General features: G+C 75.2%; 12 protein-coding genes and 1 tRNA gene. 4 read left to right on the top strand and 9 right to left on the bottom strand.

Going from position 1 to position 24920, the window contains the following annotated elements:
* Positions 1-166 precede the first annotated feature (166 nt).
* Positions 167-242: transfer RNA gene (locus ACMA1D_RS14600), tRNA-Arg, on the bottom strand.
* 372 nt (positions 243-614) lie between these two features.
* Here ACMA1D_RS14600 and ACMA1D_RS14595 point away from each other — a divergent pair.
* The 4 genes from ACMA1D_RS14595 to ACMA1D_RS14580 all read left to right on the top strand — a co-directional run bounded on the left by ACMA1D_RS14595 (position 615) and on the right by ACMA1D_RS14580 (position 9123).
* Entirely contained in the window at positions 615-2666 is a 2052-nt protein-coding gene (locus ACMA1D_RS14595; RefSeq protein ID WP_414724383.1) for an ATP-binding protein, read from the top strand.
* A 5-nt stretch (positions 2667-2671) separates the two neighbouring features.
* Positions 2672-5944 (top strand): GTPase, encoded by a 3273-nt coding sequence (locus ACMA1D_RS14590; protein WP_414724382.1) that lies wholly within the window; start codon positions 2672-2674, stop codon positions 5942-5944.
* A 257-nt stretch (positions 5945-6201) separates the two neighbouring features.
* A complete protein-coding gene (locus tag ACMA1D_RS14585) occupies positions 6202-7470 on the top strand; it encodes an ArsR/SmtB family transcription factor (protein ID WP_414724381.1) in 1269 nt (422 codons plus the stop codon).
* A 567-nt stretch (positions 7471-8037) separates the two neighbouring features.
* Positions 8038-9123, top strand: coding sequence for an aliphatic amidase (locus ACMA1D_RS14580; RefSeq protein WP_414724380.1), 1086 nt, complete (start codon positions 8038-8040; stop codon positions 9121-9123).
* Positions 9124-9254: 131 nt separating this feature from the next.
* Here the strand turns inward: ACMA1D_RS14580 and ACMA1D_RS14575 are convergent, their stop codons facing one another.
* The 8 genes from ACMA1D_RS14575 to gntA all read right to left on the bottom strand — a co-directional run bounded on the left by ACMA1D_RS14575 (position 9255) and on the right by gntA (position 24725).
* Positions 9255-10469, bottom strand: a complete 1215-nt coding sequence (locus tag ACMA1D_RS14575; RefSeq protein WP_414724379.1) for a helix-turn-helix transcriptional regulator — start codon at positions 10467-10469, stop codon at positions 9255-9257.
* Positions 10470-10494: 25 nt separating this feature from the next.
* Complete coding sequence (gene sbnB, locus ACMA1D_RS14570; protein WP_414724378.1) at positions 10495-11496, bottom strand: 2,3-diaminopropionate biosynthesis protein SbnB; 1002 nt, start codon at positions 11494-11496, stop codon at positions 10495-10497.
* A 59-nt stretch (positions 11497-11555) separates the two neighbouring features.
* Positions 11556-12536, bottom strand: coding sequence for a 2,3-diaminopropionate biosynthesis protein SbnA (gene sbnA, locus ACMA1D_RS14565; protein WP_414724377.1), 981 nt, complete (start codon positions 12534-12536; stop codon positions 11556-11558).
* 193 nt (positions 12537-12729) lie between these two features.
* The gene (locus ACMA1D_RS14560) at positions 12730-20100 is read right to left on the bottom strand and encodes an amino acid adenylation domain-containing protein (RefSeq protein ID WP_414724376.1); all 7371 of its coding nucleotides are present in this window, start codon (positions 20098-20100) and stop codon (positions 12730-12732) included.
* Positions 20090-22030, bottom strand: a complete 1941-nt coding sequence (locus ACMA1D_RS14555; protein WP_414724375.1) for a non-ribosomal peptide synthetase — start codon at positions 22028-22030, stop codon at positions 20090-20092. The genes ACMA1D_RS14560 and ACMA1D_RS14555 overlap by 11 nt, the downstream gene beginning before the upstream one ends.
* Positions 22031-22182: 152 nt before the next feature.
* Positions 22183-23118: an ornithine carbamoyltransferase gene (locus ACMA1D_RS14550; RefSeq protein ID WP_414724374.1), complete on the bottom strand. Its 936-nt coding sequence runs from the start codon at positions 23116-23118 to the stop codon at positions 22183-22185.
* A 109-nt stretch (positions 23119-23227) separates the two neighbouring features.
* Positions 23228-23428, bottom strand: coding sequence for an MbtH family protein (locus ACMA1D_RS14545; protein WP_414724373.1), 201 nt, complete (start codon positions 23426-23428; stop codon positions 23228-23230).
* A gap of 613 nt (positions 23429-24041) precedes the next feature.
* On the bottom strand, positions 24042-24725 hold the full coding sequence (gene gntA / locus ACMA1D_RS14540; protein WP_414724372.1) for a guanitoxin biosynthesis heme-dependent pre-guanitoxin N-hydroxylase GntA: 684 nt from the start codon (positions 24723-24725) through the stop codon (positions 24042-24044).
* Positions 24726-24920: the final 195 nt, after the last annotated feature.

The raw sequence follows: 24920 nt of genomic DNA, 5'->3' as shown, positions 1-24920 counted from the left end.
GCGCGAGGCATTCCGTACGAAGCATCTGGTACGAGGCGTTTAGCACGCGCATCCGGCACGGCCGAACCGCGGCCGGGGCCATTCCCGCAGCGGCGAGGCCCGCCGGCAAGAGCTGAGCAGACACGGCCCGACCTGCAACGACGCAACCATTGCGGATGGCCGACGGTGGCGCCCCCGGCAGGACTCGAACCTGCGGCCAAGTGCTTAGAAGGCACCTGCTCTATCCACTGAGCTACGGGGGCCGGTGGTGGCCGCGGACGGCCGGTGAGCCCCAGGTGGTGCGTTCCGACCTGCGGCCGTTGCGCTGGTGGCCTAGCGGGCGGAACCGTGCCGTTGCCGGGACAAGGATAGGGCTCCTTACGCCTCGTCCCGGTTGCTTCACCTCCGTGGCACGATGTGGAGGTTCCGTGAAGCGATGCCGATAATCGCAGGCAGGTGCGAATCCTGCACGGGTTTTCACGGATCAGGGGGCGGGTGTTGTGCACTCGTTATGCCTGCGACTCAGGCCCCGCGCGACCCCCGCGCCCCTTCTGTGGTGATCCGGGTGGGTCTCATCGGAGAACAGACGGGGCTATACGCTTCAAAAGCTAAGCAAAATTGGGCATTGTTCCCATGTGGCGACCTTGGACGTACGGCCCCGACTGCTCGACGCGCTGTCCGCACTGCGTGATCGTGTTGACGCCACACGCTTCCCGCTCCCGCTCCCCGGCGTGGCCCGCGCCCGGCGCAGCCGCGCCGAACTCCTCGCCCAGCTCGATGACTACGTGCTGCCCCGGCTGCAGGCCCCCGAAGCGCCGCTGCTCGCGGTGGTCGGCGGCTCCACCGGGGCCGGCAAGTCGACGCTGGTCAACTCCCTCGTCGGGCGGCGGGTCAGCGAGGCCGGGGTGCTGCGGCCCACGACGCGTACGCCGGTCCTGGTCTGCCATCCGGAGGACCGCCACTGGTTCGCTGACCGGCGGGTACTCCCCCACCTGAGCCGGGTGTGGATGCCCTCCCAGGAGCGGCAGGCGGGGCCCGGGCGAGCACCGTACGCGGGCGCCGCCGGCGGGCTCGGGGTCGACCCCTACGCCGGGCGCGACGCCTCAGGTCGCCGGGGCGGCCACGACGACCGCGGGCCGCACGACGCGTACGGCGCACCCGACACGTACGGCGGCTGGGGCGGCTACGACGGGCGCGGGGCGGCGGAGTACGACGCGTACGGCGGGGCGGGTGAGCTGGGCGGGGTCGGCGAGCTGCGCGGGGTGGAGCGGGGCGGGGGCCGTGGGGCGGAGGCGGATGAGGCGTACGACGCGCTGGTGGACTCGGTGCGGATCGACGTGGATCCGGCGCTGCCGCGGGGGCTCGCGCTGCTCGACGCGCCGGACATCGATTCCCTGGTCGTCGAGAACCGCGAGCTGGCCGCCCGGCTGATCTGCGCGGCCGACATCTGGGTGCTGGTCACGACCGCGACGCGGTACGCGGACGCGGTGCCCTGGCATCTGCTCCGTACCGCCAAGGAGTACGACGTCACGCTGGTCACGGTGCTCGACCGGGTGCCGCACCAGGTGGCGACCGAGGTGGCCGGCGCGTACGCCGCGCTGTTGGACGAGGCGGGGCTCGGGTGCGTGCCGCGGTTCACCATTCCGGAACTGCCGGAGTCCGTCGCCGGCGGCAGCGGGCTGCTGCCCGCGACAGCCGTGGCCGGGCTGCGCGAGTGGCTGGCGCGGCGCGCCGAGGACCCGGTGACCCGGGCCACGTCCGCCGCACGCACGGCGTACGGGGCCGTCGCCGCGCTGCGTACCCAGGTTCCGGCGCTGGCCGCAGCCGCCGCCGCACAGCACGCCGCCGCCACCCGGCTGACCCGGCGCGTGACGGAGGCGTACGCGGGGGCGGAGCGGCGGGCGCTGCGGGAGATCGCGCAGGGCGCGCCGCTGGCCGGGGACGCGCTGACGCACTGGCGCTGCCCGCCGTACGACAGTGGTCGCGGCCGGGCTATCGGCTACCACCCCACGCGCAGCCACCACGCGCTCGTCGGGGCGCTGACCACCTCCCTCGGCACCCTGTTGAGCTGTGTCATGGGCGCGGCGGACGCGCAGGTCAGCGCGGTGGAGCGGCAGGAGTCCGGGGCTGGCGCCACGGTTTCGGACGGGGTGGCCCGGGGGGCGGCTGGGGTGGCTGGCGCGCCGGGCGGTACGGCTCCCGCGCCCGGCGAACTGGCGCGGGTGCCGGCCGATGCGGTGCTCGTACCGGCGGACGCGGCGGAGGTCGCGGGGCGGGTCGGGGTGTCGGTACGGCGCTGGCGGCGGTGTCTTGAGGAGTTGGCCGAGGCGGCTGCGGCCACCACCGACCAGCCGGAGCCGCCCGATCCGGATGCGGTCGCGGCGCTGCTCGCCGTGGCGCTGCTCGGCGGCGAGGGGGCGCGCGCCGCCGCTGAAGGGCTCACGGAGGCATTGGGTGCGTCCGGGGCACTGCGGGTGCGGGAGGTCGGCGACCAGTTGCTCGCGGAGTGCGTACGGCGCGTGGTGGACGCGGAACGGGAACGGTTGCTCGCCCCGTTGGTCGCGCTCGACGTCGCACCGGAGCGGCAGGCCGAGTTGATCGCCGCGCTGTCCCTGCTGTGGAAGGAACATCCCCCCTCGGCCGCGTCGCCCCTCGCACGGCACGCAGCGGAGCGAACAGAGAGGTGACCGAGGTGACGACCACCGAGCCCGGCCCGGAGCTGTCCGGCGACCGCGCCCCCGCGACGGGGCCGGACGACGGCGGGACACCCGCCACGTCGCCCCACCAGCCGGCGGCCGAACCCGACGCCGACGCTGCGCCCCACCAGCCGGCGGCCGACCCCGCACCCGGCCTCGCGCCCGACTCCGAGGGCGATCCCGAGGCCGCCTGTGCTCCTGACCCCGTCCCCGCTGTCGGCGGCGACGGGGCGGCAGCCGCGCGCGGGCTGCCCGGCGCCGCGGCCCCCGACACCGACGCCACCCCGCCCGCTGCCGCGCCCGTGTCCCCGTCCCCGTCCCCGTCCGCGATCGGGCCGGAGCCCGGCCGGGGGCCCGGTGCCGGAGCGGCGCTGGCGTCCGACGCGTACGCCCTGGCCAGGGCCGTGGTGCAACCCGAGGCCGGGGGTGGGCCGGCGCGGGGACGCCGGTACGGGCACGGGCACGAGTACGGGCAGGAGCAGGGGCGGGCGCCCGGGGCCGGCGGCGGGCTGGCGGAGGCCGTGTTGCGGCGGCGGCTCGTGGCGTTGCGCGAGGTCGTGGCGGTCTCCCGGACGCGGGTGCCGGGGCCGACGCTGGCCGGCGCGGAGAAGGTGCTGGACGAGGCGGCGGCGCGGGACCGGTACGCCCGCGGGCACACCGTGGTCGCGCTGGCGGGTTCGACCGGGAGCGGGAAGTCCACGCTGTTCAACGCGTTGGTCGGGGCGGAGCACGCGGCGGCCGGTACGGAGCGGCCGACCACCTGTGCGCCGTTGGCGTGCGCCTGGAGCGAGCGGGCCGACGGGCTGCTCGACCGGCTCGGCATCGAGCCGGCCGACCGGTTCCGGCCGGCCAGGCCCGACGATCCGGACCTCGCCGGTCTCGTCCTGCTCGACCTGCCCGACCACGACTCGGTCAACGCAGGGCACCGGGCCCGGGTGGAGCGGCTGCTCGGGCTCGTGGACGTCATGGTGTGGGTGGTCGACCCGGAGAAGTACGCCGATGCGGTGCTGCACGAGCGGTATCTGCGCCCGCTCGCCGGGTACGCGGAAGTGCTGGTCATCGCGTTGAACCAGATCGACAGGCTGCCGGGCGACGCCACCGATCAGGTGCTGGACGACCTGCGCCGGCTGCTGGACGAGGACGGGCTCGCGCTCGGCGAACACGGCGACCCCGGGGCGACCGTGCTCGCCCTGTCCGCGCTGACCGGTGCGGGCGTCGACGAACTGCGCGAGACGCTGGAGCAGTTCACGGCCGAACGCCTGGCGGCCGACCGCCGACTCACCGCCGACCTGGACGCGGCCACGCTCCAACTGCGCCCCGTGTTCCTCACCGACGGCCCGACCGGGCTGAGCGCACGCGCCTGCGAGGACTTCGAGGACCGGCTCGCCGACGCGGCGGGCGCCGTCGCACTCGGCCAGGCCGCGGAACGCGCCTGGCTCCGCGCCGCAACCCAGGCGTGCAGCACCCCGTGGTCCCGCCTGGCCAGCCGAACCCCTTGGGCCCAGCGGTCCGATCAGCCCCAGCGCTCTCGACCTTCACAGGAATCGCAGGAATCGCAGGAGTCGCAGGAGTCGCAGGAACTGCCCGGGTCGCCGGAGGTGCGGGAGGTACGGGAGGCGCCGGAGCCGCCGCGTACGGAGGGTGGTGCTGGCGGTACGGGGCGGGCGGCCGGTGGCACGAGGGCGGAGGACGGCCCCGGGGACCGTACTTGGGCTGGTGCCGGTACTCGTACGGGCGCTGACGCGGTGCCGGCTGGGCGGGGCGTGCTGCCCGGGCCCGGCGGGCCGCTCGGGCAGGACCGGGACGCGGGGGCCCTACGGTCGGCCGCCTCGTTGCCGGCCCCCGCCGGGCCGAACGAGCCGCAGGGCGGGGCGGACCAGCCCGCCGGCGCACTCGCCGCGCGCCTCGCACCGCAGGGCGGGGCCAGGGCCGGCGCGGTGACGGCGGCGACGGCAGCAGCCGCGGGGCCGCCGGCGGCGCGCACCGCCGGGGACACGCCGGGCGGCGGCGCGCGGTACGCGCCCGGTGGCGGTGGGGACGCCGGCTGGAGTCCGTACGGCGGCCTCGAACTGGACGCCTACGAAGACGCCGACCTGGCCGCCTTCGAGGCCACCGGGCCCGGCCCGTACCCGGAGGTCGACTGGCGGACGGCCGCGGCCCCGGAGGCCGGCGGCTGGTGGGGCGGCAGGGGCGGCGACGACCTGACGTGGCGCGACGGCGCGGCAGGCGGGGCCGACGGGACGGACCCCCTGCGGCCCTGGGAGGCGGGCGCCACAAAGCCCCGGGAGACAGGCGCCGCACAGCCTCGGGAGGCGGGCGCCGCACCAGCGCCGGCCTCCGCGCAGCCGTCGGCCCCCGACTCCCCGACCGGCGCCGTGCCCGCCTCAGTACCAGCACCACCAGCACCACCAGCCGCACCGGGCGTCGTCGCCCCACGTGCCACGGACGGCCCGCAGCGAGTGGCCCACGCACCCGACGACGCCACGGGCCCGCCCCGCGCGCCGTACCCGCCCGACCCCACGGCCACGGCCCACCCGCCGTACGCGTCCCACCCCGCCGGAGCCGGCACGGCGGCGGGTGCCGACGGGCCGGCCGACGAGGTGGCCGCCGGAGCCGGCCCGGACGCGGTGGCCCGGGACGGCGGCCCGGGGCAGCCGGCCGGCGGCCCCGTACGGACCGGGCGCCCGGCCGCCGTGACCGTGGCGCGGCCGGCGGTCGAGCACGCCGTACGGACGTTGGCCGACGACGCGGCCCACGGGCTGCCGCGGCCGTGGGCGAAGGCGGTACGGGAGGCGGCGCGGGGCGCGGCCGACGGGCTGGCGGAGGCGCTGGACGCGGTGGTGGACGAGGTGGCCGACGGCGCGGTGCGCACCCCCCCCCCCCCCCCCCCCCCCCCGGGCCAGCCCGGGGCGCTGGCCGTCAGGCCGCACTGGTGGGCCGCCGCGCGACTGGCCCAACGGACGCTGCTGGCGGTGCAGTTGGTCGGTCTCGGTTGGCTGGTGGCCGTCGTCGCCGGGGTCGCCGGCGGCGCCTGGTGGCCTCCGGCCGCGTTGCTCGCCTGCGGCGCCGCGGCCGGTCCCGCGGTGACCCGGCTGTGCACCAGGGCGGCCCGCGAACCGGCCCGCGACCACGGCGAGGAAGCCGAACTCCTGCTGCGCGCCGAGGTAGCGGCCTGCGGCCGGGAGGCCGTGGTCGAGGCCGCCCTCGCGGAACTCGCCCGCTACCGGCAGGTCCGCGAGCGGTACGTGGTCGCGGCGGGCGGGGTGTAGCGGCGCCGTCCCCCGCCCGGCCCCCTCCCCCACACCCGCCGCGCCCTCCGCGCCCCGCGTGCACCGCTCCGCACCGTCCAGGGGCGCGCACCTTCACAACCCCCACATCCCACACTCTGGCCACACCCCTCTTCACCTGCACCATCAGCCCCAAAGCCGGGCCAGCATCGGCCAGTTCGGACCTTCTTCCGGGGCGGCGCGGGCCGCACAATCGTCGCTGGGTGCCGTGGGCGGAGCCGACGTAGGGGAGACCAGGGATGTTGCGGTTGCACTTCACGGCCGATGACTTGGCGCGGGTGACGCTGGCGCGCGGGCCCGCGCCATTGGTGGAGCTGGGGTTGGCGATGGCCTCGCTCCAACGGTCCGACCTGCCGCTGGTGCTCGCCCGGTGGCGGCAGACGGCGTGGCGCGCGCTGCCCCGCGGGGCCAGGCCGCTGCTCTCGCTGATCCCACCGACCGTCCACGACGGGCCCGTCTTCCTCGCGCCGTCGAGCCGGGGCGTGGCCGACGGGCTCGACCAGGTGCAGTCGACGCGGCCCGCGGACGTCCGCGTACAGCTCGACATGGTGCGGTCGACCACCGGGCGCCCGCTGACCAGTTGGGCCCGCCAGTTGGGCGAGCAGGACCACGCCGCCTGGCACACCCTGACCTCGTCGATGCGCGCCACCTACGACGCGCTGATCGCACCCTCCTGGCCGCGCATCGCCGCCGGCTACGACGCCGAGTACGCCTGCCGCAGCCGTTCGCTCACCCAGCACGGCGTCCGCGCCACGCTCGCCGGCATCGCCCGCGGGGCGCGGTGGCGGGGCGCGACGCTGGAGATCCCGGGACCGCGCCCGGTGGACGTCGTACTCGGCGGCCACGGCCTCGTCCTGCTCCCCTCGATGGTGTGGACGGCGCACGCGATCGCCTGCGTCCCGCACGGCGGTTCGCCGGCCACGCTGGTCTATCCGGCGCTGACGCCGCTCCCGCTGCTCGACGCGCCGGGCGCGGACGACGCGCTGTCGGGGCTGCTCGGGACGACGCGCGCCGCGGTGCTGCGGCTGCTCACCGTCGAGCGCACGACGGGCGACGTGGCGACGGCCCTGGCCATCGCCAATTCCTCCGCGTCCGCGCACGCCAAGGCGTTGCGGGCGGCGCGGCTGATCACCTCAAGGCGGGAGGGCAAGACGATGCGGCACCAGTGCACGCCGCTCGGGCTCGACCTGCTCACCGGCGGCCTCGATCCGGCCGCGGACGGGGTACGGCAACCGGCCGGCGCCCCGGACGGGCCCGGCAGCCCGGGCCTGGCCGGCCGCCCCCACCCCGGCCACCCCGACCAGCTCGGTACGGCCGGCGGCCCCGGCGGTCCGCTCGCCCCGCCGGCCGCCGGCCACGCAGCCACCCGGGCCCGCGCGGCGGCCACGCCCGATGCCGCCCGCCCGGCCTTCCCGGCCCGCGCCACCTCCACGGGCGCCGCGGACACCGACCCGGACGCGGACGGCACGGCCGGGCGGCTCGACCGGTGCGGCTGGGTGCGGGGGTAGCAGAGCGGGAGGGCCGGGGCGGCCGGAAGGACTGGTTCGTCTGAGGGGGTCCGCGGTCGGTTCGCGGGCCCCCGCCGTGGCCGAACCACCCCCCGGCCCGCGTCAACCCAAGCGCAGGCCCAGCACGATCAACGCGCCGAGCAGCGCGAACGCCTCCCGGCGCAGCGCGCGCCCTGGCGCCTCCAGGGCGGACCCCCGCCCGAGCCGCCGCCGCGGTTGCTGGCGCCGCGGCGCGCTCCGTGCGCCCCGTTGCGCCCGATCGCCGCGCAGGGGTAGCCGACGGACCCCGTACGCGCTTCGCTGGAAGCCCCGCCTCCGCGCGCGGCCCCGCCCCGTACCGCAGCCGCCCCCCATCCCGGCCGCGGGCGACGGACGACCGGAACCCGGGTACCCGGCACCCGGCGGACCGCAGCCACCCCGGCCACAGCCCAGCCACGACCCGCCCGGCCCGTCCCGACTGGCGAGGCGGGTCCCACAACCCAGCAACTCCCCAACCCGCACCCGTAAGCCAAGCAACTCCACGAGCCCAGCAGTCGGATGACGACGAAGCAGAAGAGGAGTGAGCACATGCGACACGGTGACATTGCGTCGAGCCCGGACACGGTCGGCGTCGCGGTCGTCAACTACCAGATGCCGCGCCTGCACACCCGGGACGAGGTGCTCGCGAACGCGCGGCGAATCGCCGAGATGGTGGTGGGCATGAAGACCGGGCTGCCCGGGCTCGACCTGGTGGTCTTCCCGGAGTACTCCACCCAGGGAATCATGTACGACCCGGCCGAGATGCTGGACACGGCCGCGTCCGTGCCCGGCGACGAGACGGACGTCTTCGCCGCGGCCTGTCGCGAGGCGGGCACCTGGGGCGTGTTCTCGCTCGCCGGCGAGCGGCACGAGGAGCACCCGGACAAGCCTCCGTACAACACCCTGGTCCTCATCAACGACCGCGGCGAGATCGTGCAGAAGTACCGGAAGATCCTGCCCTGGTGCCCCGTCGAACCCTGGTACCCGGGCGAGGCCACCTACGTGACCGAGGGGCCCAAGGGGCTCAAGGTCTCGCTGATCATCTGCGACGACGGGAACTACCCGGAGATCTGGCGGGACTGCGCCATGAAGGGCGCCGAGTTGATCGTGCGCTGCCAGGGCTACATGTATCCGGCCAAGGAGCAGCAGGTGCTGATGGCCAAGGCGATGGCGTGGGCCAACAACTGCTACGTGGCGGTGGCCAACGCGGCCGGGTTCGACGGCGTGTACGCGTACTTCGGGCACTCCGCGATCATCGGGTTCGACGGGCGCACGCTGGGCGAGACCGGCGAGGAGCCGTACGGCATCCAGTACGCGCAGCTCTCGGTCTCCGCGATCCGCGACGCGCGCACCTACGACCAGTCGCAGAACCACCTCTTCAAGCTGGTGCACCGGGGCTACTCGGGCATCGCGGCGGCCGGCGAGGGGCCGGCCGGGCTCGCGGAGTGCCCGTTCGACTTCTACAAGCTGTGGGTCACCGATCCGCAGAAGGCCGCGGAGCGCGCCGAGTCGGTCACCCGTAGCACGGCGGCGGTGCCGGGGGTGCCGGCGGCACCGGGTGGTGGGGAAGGGTCGGCGGGCCCATCCGATGCGGCGGGCCCGGCCGACGTGGCGGACGGGGCGGGCGCGGGCTGAGAAGCGGGGCGCGTACGGGGCGGGCGGGCGAGGCGGCACGGGGCAGGTACGGGCCGCACCGCCTCGCCTCCCCCCGGACACGAGGGCGCCCGCCCCGGCCCGCCCCACCTCGTCCCGACCCGCCCGGGCCCCTACCCCGCCCGTTCCCGATCCGGCTCCCTGCCCTGCTCCCGGCCCGGGTCACGGCCCGCCCCGTACCCCTGTTCCCGCTCGAACTGGTGCAGCAGATAGCCCGCGCGCATCCGGTTGCGGGCGCCGAGGCGGCGCATGATCTCGTTGATGTGGCGCTGGCAGGTGCGGACCGACATGCCCATCCGGCGGGCGATGGCCTTGTCGTCCTCGCCGGCGATGAGCAGCCGTACGATGTCGGACTTCATCGCGTCGGAGGCGGCGATGGCCTGCTGGCGGCCCAGCTTGGTGGGGAAGGGCGTGGCCTGGCCCCACAGCCGGTCGAAGGTGGTGGCCATGAAGTCCACCGTGCTCGGGTCGCGGACGATGACCGCGCCGTGCGGGTCGCCGCGCAGCGGGATGACGGCGGTCTGCCGGTCCACGACCAGCGCCCTGGCGAACCGGTCGCCCAGCGTCCTGGCCTGCCCGCCGCCCTCCGTCAGCCGCTCCACCTGGGCCACCGTGGCGGGCGTGAACTGCGCCGTGTGCTGGTAGAGCGTGCGGATCGGCAGCCCGCGGGCGAGCGCCACCTCCAGCCGCTCCAGCGGGTCCCACGGCGCGTCCTGCTCGCCGCCCCCGCCGGGCTGGGCCACCAGCACCTCCCGGCCCGCGTGCGCCACCAGGTCCGTGACGCAGCCCCTGACGTGCCCGGCGCCGGTGACGACCTCGGTGCCGGCGCCGCGCAGCCGGTGCACGATGCCCTGGTGGTAGTGGTCGCCGAGGGCGGAGAGTTCGCCGCGTACGTGCGCCAGCGCCTCCTGGAGGTCGGCGATCTTGCGCGCGGCCGGGCCGAGCAGGTGCAGTTCCGCGCTGTCCGGGGAGACCGCGGCCCAGCGGGCGGCGCCGCCGTGCGTCGGGCGCAGCAGCCGCAGCCGTACCAGCACCTGGAGGCAGTGCGCGAGCTCCTCGTCCGGGCGGCCGGTGAGCCGGCGCAGTTCGGGCAGGCTGACGCTGGCCGTGCGGGCCGCGTGCTCGTACACCTCAAGGGCCGCCGGCTCCAGCGGGGTCAGCGGCACCAGCCGTTCGATCTCCTCGGCCGCCGACGCCGGCTGGTCGGCGGTGCCCCGCCCGCGCCGTGGGGCGGCGCGGGCGGAGGGGGCCGGGCGGGCGGCGAGGGGGCCCGCCGCTGCGCCCGGCCCGGGGGCCGTCACATCGATGTTGCGCGAAGAGGTCGTCACCCCTGTGCCTCCTGCCGGTGGTGCGTTACCAGCGCTTGGTTTCCCCGATGAAGTCCGGGATCTCGACGGCGCTGCCCTGCCGCCTGGCCTCGTGCAGTACGTGGTGGCCCACCGCGAGGTCCAGGATGCCGAGGCCGAACGGGGAGAAGACGGTCGGCTTGGCCGGGTCCAGGGTGACCTCGCCGCGGATGTGCGCGCCGAGCGTGCCGGTGATGAAGTCCCGTCCGCCGGTGAGCTGTTCGGCCAGGTGCGGCGATGTCTGCGCCTTCAGGCAGTGGTCGACGTCGTCCACCACGTTGTTGCTGCGCAGCAGCAGCTCGGGGGCTAGGTCGCGCAGTGAGATGTTCAACAGCACCTGCCCTGCGCGCAGTTCGGTCTCCGCGCCGACGTACGGGGTGGCGGCGGTGGTGGCGAAGACCACCAGGTCACGGGCGAGCGCGTCGTCCAGCGTGCCGAGGGCGACGGGCACGTCGAACCGGGCGGCGGCGTGCTCGCCCAGGTGGCCCGCGCTGGCCGGATCGAGGTCGTGCACCAGCACGTCGGCGACCTTGACGCCGGCCGCGTGCAGGTAGTCGACGATGGTGCGGGCGATGACGCCGGCGCCGACGACCGCCAGCCGCACCGGTTCGTCGGCGGTGACCAGGCGGGAGGCGGCGACCGCGGCCGATGCGGCGGTGCGCACGGCGCTGATGCCGGCGGCCTCCAGGCAGGCCAGCGGGTAGCCGGTGGCGTAGTCGTTGAGCAGCAGCGTCGCCGACGCGCGGGGCAGCCCCTCCTTGATGTTGTCGGGGAAGCTGGCGATCCACTTCATGCCTATGGTGTCCACGTCGCCGCCCAGGTACGAGGGCAGGGCGATGACCCGGGCGTTGGGCTTGTCCGGGAAGCGCAGGAAGTAGCTGTCGGGGTTGACCGAGAGCCCCTGCTCGTGGGCGACGTAGGTGTCCGCGACGATGCGCAGCACGTCCTGGTGGGCGTCGGCCAGGACGGAGGAGACGGCCGCGCCGGGGACGACGAAGAAGTGGGACATGGGTTCTTCCTTCTGCTGGTGGTGGACGAGTTGGCTCGCTCGGCGGTGCGCGCCCCGGGTCACGGGGTGGCGCCGTGGCCGAGTCCCGCTAGCTCGGGGACGTCGGTGTAGCGCTCGGTGACCCAGGTGTCGGAGTAGACAGTGTCAATGTATTTGTCACCCATGTCAGGGGAGATTGCGGCCACTCGGGCGCCGTCGGGCAGCGTGGCGGCCAGTTGCTGCACGGCCGCCAGCACGGTGCCGGTGGAGCCGCCGACCAGCAGCCCGTACGTGCCGGCCACCCGGCGGCACATGGCCACCGTGTCCGCCTCCGGGACCAGCACCTTCTCGAACGTGCCGTCGTCGGCGAAGATTTCGGGCTGCCGGCTGGCGCCCAGGCCAGGGATGAAGCGGGGCGAGGCGGGGGCGCCGAAGGTGACCGAGCCGATCGAGTCGACGGCGATCACCCGGGTGGTGGGGCTGTGGAGGGCGAAGTACTCGACGCAGCCCATCAGGGTGCCGGTGGTGCCGCAGCCGACGAACAGCGCGTCCACCGCGCCGAGGCCGGCGTGCACGGCGGCTGCGGTGCGGTCCCGGTGGGCGCCGACGCCGGCCGGGTTGGCGTACTGGTTGAGCCACACCAACTGTGGGTCGTCCGCGAGCCGTTGGTGGATGTAGTTGATGCGGGTGTGCAGGTAGCCGCCCTGCGCGTCGCGGGCGCTGACCACGATCACGTCGGTGCCCAGGCTCTCCATGACACGGATCGAGTGCCGGGCCGCGTTGGGGTCGGTGACGACGGTCAGTGCGTAGCCGCGGGCCGCGCAGGCCACCGAGAGGGCGACGCCGAGGTTGCCCGACGAGGACTCGATGACGCGGGAGCCGGGGCGCAGCGCACCCGTCCGCTCCAGTGACTCGATCAGGGCGACGGCGGTCTTGAGCTTGACCGACCCCGCGGGGTTGAGACCTTCCAGCTTCAGGAACACCTCGCCGCTGGCGAGGAAGCCGGTCAGCCGGAGGAACACGTCATCGGTGACGACGTCGGAGGCTCTTTCGAAGATCATGTCGATAGTCCTTCTTCCGGGCCGGCGAGATCGTCGCGGGCCCGGACCAGTCCACACCTGACAGCTTCGGGTTGTTGGGCGTGCGGGACGCGTGCGGCTGGGCGCGGCCGGGGCGCGGGCGCCGCCGCCACGGCCTGCGCCCGCGTCCGGTGGTGCGCGCTTTCGTGGTCGGAACGGCGGGTCTCGGAGGCGGTTACGGGCGCCCGGTCGCGGCTCTCCCCAAGGTAGTGAGGTGCTTCTCCACGACGGCCGCGATCTCGGCAAGCGGCCCGGAAGCTGTCATCTCCAGGTGGTGGCAGTCCACGAAGTGGTCATGGACCCGGCCGGTCACATACGGCCTCCAGAGGGCCGCGAGCGAGGAACCCGGTGGCAGGTCCCGACCGGCGGTGAAGAACAACAGGTCGCCGTCGAAGGGCCGCTCGGGCGGCTGGTCGCCGATGCCGGCCTCGTTGCGGAAGGTCGCGTACACCGCCCGCAGCGCCTCCTCCTCAAGGCCTGCGAGCGGCGCGAGGACGGCCAGCGCGTCCGGAGCCCCGTCGCCCACGGCCGCGCGCAACGCGTCGAGCGTGAGCGGCCGGTCGCCCCAGGCGGCGCGGTCGAGCCCGGCCTCGTGGATGAGGTGCGCGACGAAGTCGGCTTCATCGGTCACGTCGGGCGCACCGGGCGCGCCGGGCGTCTCCGGCGCCCCGGGCCCTCCCGAAGCGCCAGCCGCCCCGGCCGCTCCCGGCTCCAGCACCTGCGGCTCCGCATCCAGCACCGCGAGCAGCGCCACCTCGTGCCCGCCCTCCCGCAGCCGCACCGCCACCTCGTGCGCGATCCGGCCACCGAAGGACCAGCCGAGGAGGTGGTAGGGGCCGGTGGGTTGGACGGTGCGGATCTGGGCGGCGTAGTCGGTGGCCATCTCGGCGAGCGTGGCGGGGGTCGCGGCCGGCTCGGTCAGCCGGCGGGCCTGGATGCCGTACAGCGGGCGGTCGGCGTCCAGCAGGCCGACGAGCCGGGCGTACGGCCAGGCCAGGCCGGTGGCCGGGTGCAGGCAGAAGAGCGGCGGGCGGGTGCCGGTGCGGCGCAGCGGGAGCAGGACGTGCAGACCGGCCGTGCGGTCCTCGCTGCCGAGGGCGGCGGCGAGACCTGCGACCGTGGGCGCCTCGAACAGCAGCCGCACCGGCAGCCGCACGCCGAGCCCCGCCCTGACCCGGGTGGCCAGTCGGGTGGCGAGCAGCGAGTGGCCGCCGAGGTCGAAGAAGTCGTCGTCCACGCCGACTTCGGGCACCCCGAGGACCTCGGCGAAGATCGCGCACAGGGCGCGTTCGCGGTCGTTCGCCGGGGCCCGGCCGGCGCCCGGGGCCGGCAGGTCGGGGGCGGGCAGCCGGCCCCGGTCCACCTTGCCGTTGTCGCTCAGCGGCAGCGCCGGGAGCGGGACCAGGGCGGCGGGCAGCATCGCGGCGGTGAGCAGCCCGGTGACGCCGGCGCGCACCTCATCGGGTGCGGCCTCGCCCGCGTAGTAGCCGATGAGCCGGTCGTGCCCGGCCGGGTCGGTGCGGACGGTGACGACCGCGTCCCGTACGCCGGTGACGCCGCGCAGCGCCGCCTCCACCTCGGCCAGTTCGATGCGCTGGCCGCGGATCTTGACCTGGTGGTCGTTGCGGCCGAGGAACTCCAACTGGCCGTCCGTGCGGTAGCGGGCCTGGTCGCCGGTGCGGTAGAGGCGGGCGCCGGGGCGGCCGGAGAACGGGTCGGGGAGGAAGGCGTCGGCGGTCTTCGCGGGGTCGCCGACGTAGCCGTATCCGACGCCGTCGCCGCCCACGTACAGCTCGCCGACCGCGCCGAGCGGCACCGGGCGCAGCAGCGGGTCGAGCACGTACAGTTCGGTGTTGCGGATGACGCGGCCGATGGGCACCCGCTGGCCGGCGGCCGGTGGTGCGTCCGCGGTCAGCCAGGCGTGCGTGACGTCGTCCGAGCACTCGGTGGGGCCGTACGCGTTGACCAGCGGGATGTGCGGGTAGCGGGCGAACCAGCGCGCGCACAGGTCGGCGGGGAGCGCCTCGCCGGTCACCATCAGCCAGCGCAGGTGTGGCAGCGGCACGCCCTCGCCGGTGGTGTCCCAGCCGTCCAGGGCGGTGCGCAGCAGCGAGGGCACCACCTCGACGCCGGTGGTCCGTTCCGCCGCGACCTGCCCGAAGAGCCGGTCCGGGTCGGCGACCAGGTCGTCGGCGGCGATGCGGGTGCAGCCGCCGACGACGAGGGCGGCGAGCATCTGCCAGACCGAGATGTCGAAGCTGAGCGGCGCGTTCTGGAGCACGCTGTCGGCGGCGGTCAGGTCCAGGTCCTCCACCTTGGCCAGCAGGTGGTTGTGCATCCCGCGGCGGTGCACCATGGCGCCCTTGGGGCGGCCGGTGGTGCCGGAGGTGAAGAGCAGGTACGCCAGGTCGTCCGGGGTGCCGACGGGCGCGGCCAGCGCGGTTGCCGCATCGCACGCCGCGTCGATTTCGAGGACCCCGACGCCCCCAGCCGACTCGCCCAACTCCCTTGCCGTAGAAGCAAATTCGGGCTCCGCGAGCACGATGGTCGCGCCGCTGCGGGCCAGCATGTCGGCGTTGCGGGCGGCGGGCCCGGTGGGGTCGATCGGCAGGTAGGCAGCGCCGGCGCCGAGGATGCCGAGCAGCGCGGTGGGCACGGCGGCCGAGCGGCGCGCGCAGACCGCCACCACGGCGCCGTGGCCCGCGCCGGCCGCGGTCAGCCGGCGAGCGAGCGCGGAGGCCCGGCCGGCCAGCGTCGCGTAGTCGACCGGGCCGCGGTCGTCCACCAGGGCGGTGGCGCGGGGCGTGGCCGCTGCGTGCTGCTGGACGCGGGCGACCAGGTCCGTCAGGTCGGCGGGCCGCCGGCTGCGGTTGAAGTCGACCAGCAGCCGTTGCCGTTCGGCGGCGCCGAGCACGTCGAGGTCGCCGACGGCGGTCGCCGGCGCGGCGGCCACCTGGCGCAGCACCAGCAGCAGCCGCTCGACCAGGGTGCGCGCGGTGTCCGGGTCGAAGAGTTCGGTGCTGTAGTCCAGCCGGCCGCTGATGCCGGCCGGGCCCGCGGCGGTGTGGCGTGCGGTCAGTTCGAAGGAGAGGTCGAAGGGGACGGTGGCGGCGCCGACCGGCAGGGTGGTGGCGGTCAGCCCGGCGAGTTCCACGGTGTCGCCGGGGTCCTCCAGTACGCCCAGTTCGATCTGGAAGAGCGGGTTGCGGCCGGGCACCCGGGCCGGGGCCAGCTCCTCCACCAGCCGCTCGAAGGGCACGTCCTGGTGCGCGTACGCGGCCAGGTCCACCTGCCGCACCCGGGCCAGGAGCTGCTCGAAGGTCGGGTCGCCGGAGACGTCGGTGCGCAGCACCAGCGAGTTGACGAAGAAGCCGACGAGGTCGTCCAGGGCGGCGTCCACGCGGCCGGCGACGGGGGTGCCGATGGGGATGTCGGTGCCGGCGCCCAGCCGGTGCAGCAGCGCCGCGAGCGCCGCCTGGACCACCATGAACAGGCTGGCCTGCCGGTCCGCGGCGAGGCGGGTGAGGGCCGTGTGGAGTGCCGCTTCGATGGTGAACGGCTCGACCCCGCCGGCGTTGCCGCTGGTGGCGGGCCGCGGCCGGTCGGTGGGCAGCGGCAGTTCGGCCGGCAGCCCGGCGAGCGCGGCGCGCCAGTGGGCGAGCTGGGTGGCGAGCGGGCTGCCCGGGTCGTCGGCCGCGCCGAGCCGCTCCTGCTGCCAGGCGGCGTAGTCGGCGTACTGGACGGGCAGCGGCTGCCAGTCCGGCTCCCGGCCGGCGCGCCTGGCCGCGTACGCCAGGGACAGGTCCCGGCCGAGCGGGCCCATCGACCAGCCGTCGGCCGCGATGTGGTGCACCACGAGCAGCAGCACCTGCGCCTGGTCGCCCAGGTCGAACAGGGTGGCGCGCAGCGGCGGTTCGGTGCGCAGGTCGAAGGGGCGCAGCGTCTCGGCGACCAGCGCGGCGGGCAGCCCGTCCGCGGTGGCCGGCCGCGCGGCCAGTTCGGGGGCGGCGGCGCCGGCGTCCAGCACCACCTGGTGCGGTTCGCCGTCGCGCTCGGGGTAGACGGTGCGCAGCACCTCGTGCCGGCCCACCACGTCGGCCAGCGCCCGCCCGAGCGCGGCCCGGTCCAGGGTGCCTTCGAGCCGGATGGCCAGCGGGATCTTGTACGGGGAGCGCTCGGGGTCCAGGGTGTCCAGGAGCCACAGCCGGCGCTGGCCGAAGGAGGCCGGGGCGCTGGCGCCGCGCGGCCTCGGCCGCAGGGCCGGGGCGCTGACGGTGCCCGCTTTGGCGCCCGTCGCAGCGTCGAGCCGGTCGGCGAGGCCGGCCACCGTGGGGGCGTCGAAGACGGCCCGTACCGGCAGGTCGGCGTCGAGCACGGTCCGCACCCGGGAGGTGAGGCGCATGGCGAGCAGCGAGTTGCCGCCCAGGTCGAAGAAGCTGTCGTCGATGCCGATCCGGTCGCCGCCCAGGGTCTCGGCGAACAGCGCGCACAGCGCCTCTTCCAGCGCGGTGCGCGGCGGGCGGCTGTCGGCCCGGCCGGCGAGTTCGGGCGCGGGCAGCCGGCGGCGGTCCAGCTTGCCGTTGGGCGACAGCGGCAGCGCGTCGATGACCACGACGGCCACCGGCACCATGTAGTCGGGCAGTCGGTCGGCGGCGAAGCGGCGCAGTTCGGCGGGGAAGGCGCCGGCGCCCGTGGTGGGCGCCACGGGTGCGCCGTCCGGCGGCACGACGTAGGCGACCAGTTGCTTGCCGCCGCCGCTGGCGCCGTCGCGCGCGACCACGGCCGCCTGCGCGACCTGCGGGTGGTGCAGCAGTACGGTCTCGATCTCGCCGAGTTCGACCCGGAAGCCGCGGATCTTGACCTGTTCGTCGGCCCGGCCCACGTACTCCAGGGTCCCGCCGGGCAGCCAGCGCACCAGGTCGCCGGTGCGGTACATGCGCCCGCCGGTGCCGTACGGGCAGGGCAGGTAGCGGTCGGCGGTCAGGCCCGGGCGGCGCAGGTAGCCGCGGGAGACGCCGGCGCCGGCCACGTACAGCTCGCCGACGACGCCGACCGGGGTGGGCGCCAGGTCCTCGTCCAGTACGTAGACGCGGCCGTTCCACACCGGGCGGCCGATGTCGATGCCGGTGGAGCCGCGCAGCCGTTGCGGGCTGGTGGCGTCCGCGGTGCACTCGGTGGGGCCGTAGCAGTTGTAGACCTCAAGCCCGGGCACCGCCTCCAGGTCGGCGAGGAGGCGTTCGCCGACGGCCTCGCCGCCCATCACCAGGACCGCCGGGTGGCGGCCGGTGAACAGCCCGGCGAGCACCAGTTGTTCGGCGAAGGAGGGCGTGACGTCCACGATGTCCATGCGCGCTTCGCGGGTGAAGCGGACGAAGGCGGCCGGGTCGTACCGGCTCTCCTCGTCCACCAGGTGCACCTCGTGCCCGTCGAGCATCCACAACATGCCGGCGACGGAGGCGTCGAAGGAGATCGAGGCGGCCAGCGCGAGCCGCAGCCGCTCGGCCCCGGCCCGGCGGGCGGCCGGCCGGAAGAACTCGCTGCGGTGGTTGTGGAACAGGTTGACGGCGTTACGGTGCTCGATGACCACGCCCTTGGGGGTGCCGGTCGAGCCCGAGGTGTAGATGACGTACGCGGCGTTCGCCGGGGTCAGCGGCGCGGTCCGGTCGGCGTCGGTGAGGTCGGTGGTGGCGCGCCCGGCGAGGTCGGCCGGCAGCTCCGGGGCGTCCAGCAGGAAGGTGGGCGTGCCGGCGGGCAGGACGGCCGCGTCGGCGGCGGTGGTGACCACCAGGACCGGCGCCGCGTCGCCGACCAGGTGGGCGATGCGGCTGGCCGGGTACTCCGGGTCGACGGGCACGTAGGCGGCGCCGGTCTTCTGGATGGCGAGCACCGCGGGCATCAGCTCGGCGCAGTGCCGCAGGCTCAGGCCCACCAGGCGTTCGGGCCCGGCGCCGCGCTCGACCAGCACCCGGGCCAGCCGGTTGGCCTGCGCGTTGAGCTCGGCGAAGGTCAGGGCCCGGCCGCGGAAGGCGGTGGCGACCGCGTCCGGGGTGCGCGCCGCCTGCGCCTCGAACAGGTCGACCAGGGTCAGCGGCGGCACGGAGCGGGCGGTGTCGTTCCACTGCACGAGCAGCCGGTCGCGCTCGGCCGGGCCGAGCAGGTCGACGGCGTTCAGCGGCTGCTGAGGGTCGGCGGCGAACGCCCGGAGCAGCCGGACCAGCCAGTCGGTGAGCCGGTCGGCGGTGCCCGCGTCGAGCACGTGCGGCTGGTGGTCCACGCGCAGCACCAACTCGGCGCCGGGCAGCACGGTCAGGCCGAGCGGGTAGTGGGTGGCGTCGATGTCGTACGCCTCCACAAGCCGCGGCCCCGGGCCGTCCGTCGTGGGCCGCTGCGGGTAGTTCTGGAACACCATCAGGGTGTCGAACAGGCTTCCCTGGCCGGCGAGTTGCTGGATCTCGGTGAGGCCGATGCCGTGGTGCGGCAGCAGCGCGGCCTGCTCGTCCTGGAGGGTGCGCAGCAAGGTGGCGAGCGGGGCGGTGCGGGTGATCCGCAGCCGGGCCGGCACGGTGTTGATGAGCAGCCCGACGATCTGGTCGACGCCCGGTATCTCGGCCGGCCGGTGCGATGCGGTGACGCCGAAGACGACGTCGTCGCGGCCGGTCAGCCGGGCGATGGCGAGCGCCCAGGCGCCCTGGACGACGGTGCCCAGGGTGAGCAGGGCGGCACGGGCCCGGCCGGTGAGCGCCGCGGTGGTCGCGGCGTCGATCCTGGCCTCGATGGTGCGGGGCTGCGGCGGGGCCTGGGCGGCGGGCTGCCCGGCGGGCTGCCCGAGGCCGCGTACGGCGGGGACTTGGGCCGGTGCGTGGTGCGGGCCGGGGCGCTGTGCCGGGTCCGGGGCGACCAGGGTGGGCCCGTCGAGGTCGGCGAGCGCCGTGCGCCAGGCGGCGCGGGCCGCCGTCCGGTCCTGCCCGGCCAGCCACTCCAGATAGCGCTGGTACGAGACGACCTGCGGCAGCCCGGTGTGCTGGCCGCGCTGCCGGTAGAGCGTCAGCAACTCGTCCACCAGCGGCGGCACCGACCAGCCGTCGAGCAGGATGTGGTGGTGGGTGAGGACCAGCCGCCAGCGGGTGGCGGCGTGCCGGATGAGGGTGGCGCGCAGCAGCGGCGGCTTGCCGAGGTCGAAGGGGACGGCCCGGTCGGCGGCCATCACGCGGTCGAGTTCGGCGGCCCGGTCGGCCTCGGCGAGCCCGGTCAGGTCCACCTCGTGCAGCGGCACCCGGACGGTGGCCGGGATGAGTTGGGCGGGGGTGCCCTGCTTCTTGGCGATGCGGAAGCAGGCCCGCAGGTTCTCGTGCCTGGCCAGCAGCGCGTCGAGGGCGAGCCGCAGCGTGTCGGCCGCGACGCCGCCCTCCGCCGCCTCCAGTTCGATGACGAGCTGCGGCATGTAGGCGCCGGCGGACTGTTCGTCGTACAGCGCGAGGAAGAGCATGCCCTCCTGGAGGGGCGACAGCGGCCAGATGCCGGTCAGTCCGTTGCCCTCAGAACTCATTGGCCCACTCCCCCGTGAGGTCGTCGATGTCTTCCTGGCTGAGCGTGAGCAGGCCGGGGCCGCCGGCGTTCGCCGTGGCGGGCGCGGGCTCCGCCGCGGGCTCGGGCGCCGGGGTGAGGCGGTCGGCGAGGGCAGCGGCCCGCTGGAGCGTGAACACGTCCCTGGGCGCGAGCAGCCAGCCGGCCTCGCGGACCCGGGCGGCCAGTCGGATGGCCAGCACGCTGTCCCCGCCGAGGTCGAAGAAGGCGTCGTCGGGTCCGACCCGGGGAACGCCGAGCACCTCGGCGAAGAGCGTGCACAGCAGGTGCTCGGGCCCGGGGCGCGGGGCGCGGCCGGTGGCGGTGCCGGCCAGTTCGGGCGCCGGCAGCGCGGCCCGGTCCAGCTTGCCGTTGCGGCTGAGCGGGAAGGCGTCGATGACGACGACGGCGCTGGGCACCAGGTGGTCCGGGAGGCGCTCGGCCAGGTGCGCGCGGAGCGCGGCCGGCTCGGGGGCGGCGCCGGCGGTCGGGACCACGTAGCCGACCAGCCGCTTGGTGCCGGGCCGGTCCTCGCGGGCGACCGCCACGCAGTGCGCGACCTGCGGGTGGGTGGCCAGTGCGGCCTCCACCTCGCCCGGCTCGATCCGGAAGCCGCGGATCTTGACCTGCTGGTCGACCCGGCCGCGGAACTCAAGCTCGCCGTCGGCGCGCCAGCGGGCCAGGTCGCCGGTGCGGTACATGCGCGCGCCGGGGCGGCCGAAGGGGCAGGGCAGGAACCGTTCTGCGGTAAGCCCAGGCTGGTTCAGGTAGCCGCGGGCGAGGCCGGCGCCCGCGATGAACAGCTCGCCCTCCTCGCCGACCGGCACCGGGTGCAGGTCGGCGTCGAGCACGTACACCTGGGTGTTGACCACGGGTCGGCCGATCGGCGGGTCGGCGGCACCGCTGCCGTTGGCGGCACCGGCGACGACCTCGGTGGCGACCGCGTCCACCGTCGCCTCCGTGGGCCCGTACGCGTTGAACATCCGCCGGCCCGGCGCCCACTGGTCCACCAGCGCCGCGGTGAGGACGTCGCCGGCGGTGGCGATGGTGCGCAGGGTGCCGTAGTCGGCCGGCGGCAGGGCGGTCAGCACCTGCGGCGGGATGGTGACGTGGGTGGCTCCGGTGCGCTCGATGAGGGCGGCCACCTCGTGCCCGGCCAGGCAGTCCTGCGGCCGGATGATCAGCGCGGCGCCCGAGCAGAGCGCCATCAGCATGTCGCCGACCGAGCAGTCGAAGTGGAAGGAGGCGAACTGCAACACGCCGTCGCCCGCGCCGATCCCGAACCGCTCGATGTGGTCGGCGGCCAGGCTGGCCAGCCCCGCATGGGTGACCACGACGCCCTTGGGGGCGCCGGTGGAGCCCGAGGTGTGGATGACGTACGCGGCGTGCTCGGGCCGCAGCGGGCCCAGCCGCTCGGCGTCGGTGAGGTCGGCCGCGTCCTGCGCGGCGAGCAGCGCCGCGCCCGCCGGGTCGTCCAGCACCAGGCACGGGGTGCCGGCGGGCAACTGCGGCGCCAGGGCCGCGGTGGTGAGCACCGTGCGCGGCGCGACCGAGGCGAGCAGGGCGGCGATGCGGGCCTGCGGGTGGTCGATGTCGATCGGCACGTACGCCGCGCCCGCCTTGGCCACCGCCAGGTGGGCCACCACCGTCTCGGCGGAGCGGGGCAGTGCGACGGCCACCAGCTCCTCGGGGCCGGCGCCGCGGGCGATCAGCAGCCGGGCCAACCGGTTGGCCCTGTCGCCCAGTTCGCGGTAGGTGAGCACCGTGCGGTCGTAGTGGACCGCCGGGTGGTCGGGGGTCGTGCGGGTCTGGGCTTCCACCAGTTCGGGAAGCGTCGCGTGCAGCCCCTCACGGGCCGTGTCGTTCCAGGCCACCCAAGCCGCTGCGGACTCGGTGGCGGGCAGTGGATTCACCGGAATCTGCTCTCCCCGCTTCGATGTGATCAGCTCGGCAACACCGGTCCGAGGGCAGCAGTCAGCGCCGGGCGTCCCCCGTCCGGTGGGCGGGGCGCCCCCGGGGGCACCCCGCACGCCGCCGCCAGCGGCCAGGTGGTGATCGGTGGTGGTCAGCGTCTGGCCGCGCACCACTCCAGGACGGCCATCGCCGCGTACATCTTGTTCTCCGACTGGTCGAAGGCCAGGCTGTGCGGGCCGTCGAGCACCTCGGCGGTCACGTCCTCGCCGCGGTGGGCGGGCAGGTCGTGCAGGAAGACCGCGTCCGGGCTCTTGGCCCACAGCGCCTCGGTCACCTGGAACGGCGCGAACACCGTGCGCCAGTTCGGGTCGGGCTTGTTGGTGCCGGTGGTCTGCCAGCGCGTGGTGTAGATGGCGTCGGCGTCCACCGGTGCGCTCTGCATGGAGTGCGACTCCTCCACCCGGGCCCCGCTGTGCTGCGCGTTGCGGTGCGCCTGGTGCAGCACCTGCGGGTCGAGGCCGTAGCCGGGCGGGGTGCGCAGCTCCAGGTAGACGTCCGGGAAGCGGCTGAGGGTGAGGGCGAGCGCGGCGGCGCTGTTGTTGCCCTCGCCCACGTAGCACACGTGCAGCCCCTCGATCTTGCCGAAGTGGGTGAGCAGCGTGGTCAGGTCCGCTATCGCCTGGGTGGGGTGCTCGTCCGCGGTCATCGCGTTGACCACGGCCATCCGGTCCTGCCGGGCGAAGGCCCGCAGTTCGGCGGGGTCGCCGGCGGTCCGCACGACCAGCAGGTCGAGCATCCGGGACAGCACCTCGGCGGTGTCCTCCAGGGTCTCGCCGGTGTTGGTCTGGAGGTCGCCGGGGCCGAAGGAGATGAGCTGGGCGCCGAGTCGCAGCGCCGCGGCCGAGAACGAGGTACGGGTGCGGGTGGAGGTCTTCAGGAAGTGGATGCCGGCGATCAGGCCGGCCAGTTGGTCACCGGCGCGGACGGGTCCGCCGGCGAACTCGGCGCCGCGCTCGACCAGTGCGCGCAGCTCCGCGTCGGTGAGGTCCTTGGTGGAAATCAGGTGTCGCACCATGGCGTTGCTCATCTGCCTTTCACGACAGGACAGTGGGGTGGTTCGGTCCAGCGCTCGACACGCTGTCGACGGGCCGGCGGGACCCATCGCCGCGGCGCGGCGTCGGGCCTGGGATACCCGGTCAGGAGGGGGTGTGCGCGGCGCGGCGCAGACTGGCCGGACGCATGTCGGTCCACACCTCGTCGATGTGCGCCAGGCACTGCGGCTTGTCGCCCTCGAACCCCTCGGCCCGCCAGCCGGCCGGCACTTCGCGGCCGAGCGGCCACACGGAGTACTGCTCCTCGTCGTTGATCACCACGCGAAAACGCCGGTCGTCGCTCATCAGACTCCCCCGAGCACGGGCGGCCCTCCGGCGGAGAACCGCTCTCTCGTACGGTCAGTTTTTCGTCATGTCCCGGTCAAGCGCCAGGCCGGTAGCCCGCCCGCGCCGCGTGCACTGAGCATGGTTCCGTTCGATCACACGGCGGTCCCCCCGCCGGCGGATTGCGCTGGACTGCGCCATGGGCCGGGAACCCCCGCCCCTCCCCCTTCGCGCTGGTGACCGCCGCGACGGAGGGAGTCGACCGGGGCGCCTGAGGTGCCACCCCGGCGCCGCTGATGTCCGTAGCCGCAGGTTGCCATCGAGTTACGGGACGCAGCTATGACCAAGATCACAGGCTCTGTCCACGCCCGCGTCCCGGCCGGGCGCGGGTGGCCAGTTCGGCGCCCTTGCCACCCCGCCCTGGCCGATCGACCAGGTCCAAACCCGCCAGCCAGCCCGCACCGGCAGCGCATTTCCGGTCTCGGCCAGGACGGGACCCCTACCTGCCATTCGGCTGGAAATAGGCGTCCGAGCCGGCCGGTGGCGGCCCCTGCTCCCTGCGAAACACCGCCAATCGGCCACCGCGGGACAGCAGGGGGTTGACCCTTACGGAAGCGACGGGCACGCCCCTACGTCAGGTGTCCACACCATCCGGCCGGAACGGACAACGCCACCCCGGCGTCGTCGCCCGCCCCGCGTACTGCCGCGCCTCCGACTCCTGCCCGAACTCGCCGAGGTTGGGATTGATGGAGCTCTGGAGCCGCACCTCCCGCTCCCTGATCCGCCGTTGCAGCCCCTGGTAGACCCCGGTCAGCTTCAACCGCTCGAACTGCTGGTGCGAGTTGAAGGCCAGCGCCGTGTACGGGGCCCTGCGGGTGATCCGCGAGGCACCCTCGTGCAGGCCCACCACGAAGAACGGGTGGCCGGCGACGCTGTACGCGAAGCGCGGCGAGGCCGGGTCCCGGTCGGCCTCCGGCGTCCAGGCGTACCGCTGCCGGTCCAGCGCGTGCAGTTCGGCGAGTTGGCGCCAGAGCGCCGCCTCGAACTCCTCCTCGTCCAGACCGGACGGGCCGTCGAAGACCGCGATGAAGGTGGCGAAGTCCTCATCGGGCCGCAGGCCGTTCGCGACGAAGTCCGCGAGCGCGCGGTGCAGGGCCGCGGTCGTCTCCGGCTCCCCGAGCGCGCCCAACACCCCGTAGGTGATCAAGTCCCTGCGCAACGACGCCTTGCCCGCCAGGCAACTGAAGTCGTCGCTCCTGATCCACTCACCGATCAACGAACGGACGTCCGCTTCCCGTTGGTCGAGGTACGTGGACATGCCATGCTCCCCCCGCGACGAAACACACCGATGATGTATGCGGCCATGGTGTGCGCACTCGGCCCGCGCCCCCGGCGCACGCACTCCTCGTGATGTGCCGGGGCGAGATCGGTCGCGTGCGCAAAGGCCGGCAACCGGTGCATACGCCGCGCCGGCCGCGCCAGGACGGCCCTCGTACCGACCAACTGCCCTTCC

This window comes from Streptomyces sp. 796.1, assembly GCF_047525675.1.
Lineage (GTDB): Bacteria > Actinomycetota > Actinomycetes > Streptomycetales > Streptomycetaceae > Streptomyces.
This window is presented reverse-complemented; position numbering and strand designations above follow the sequence as displayed.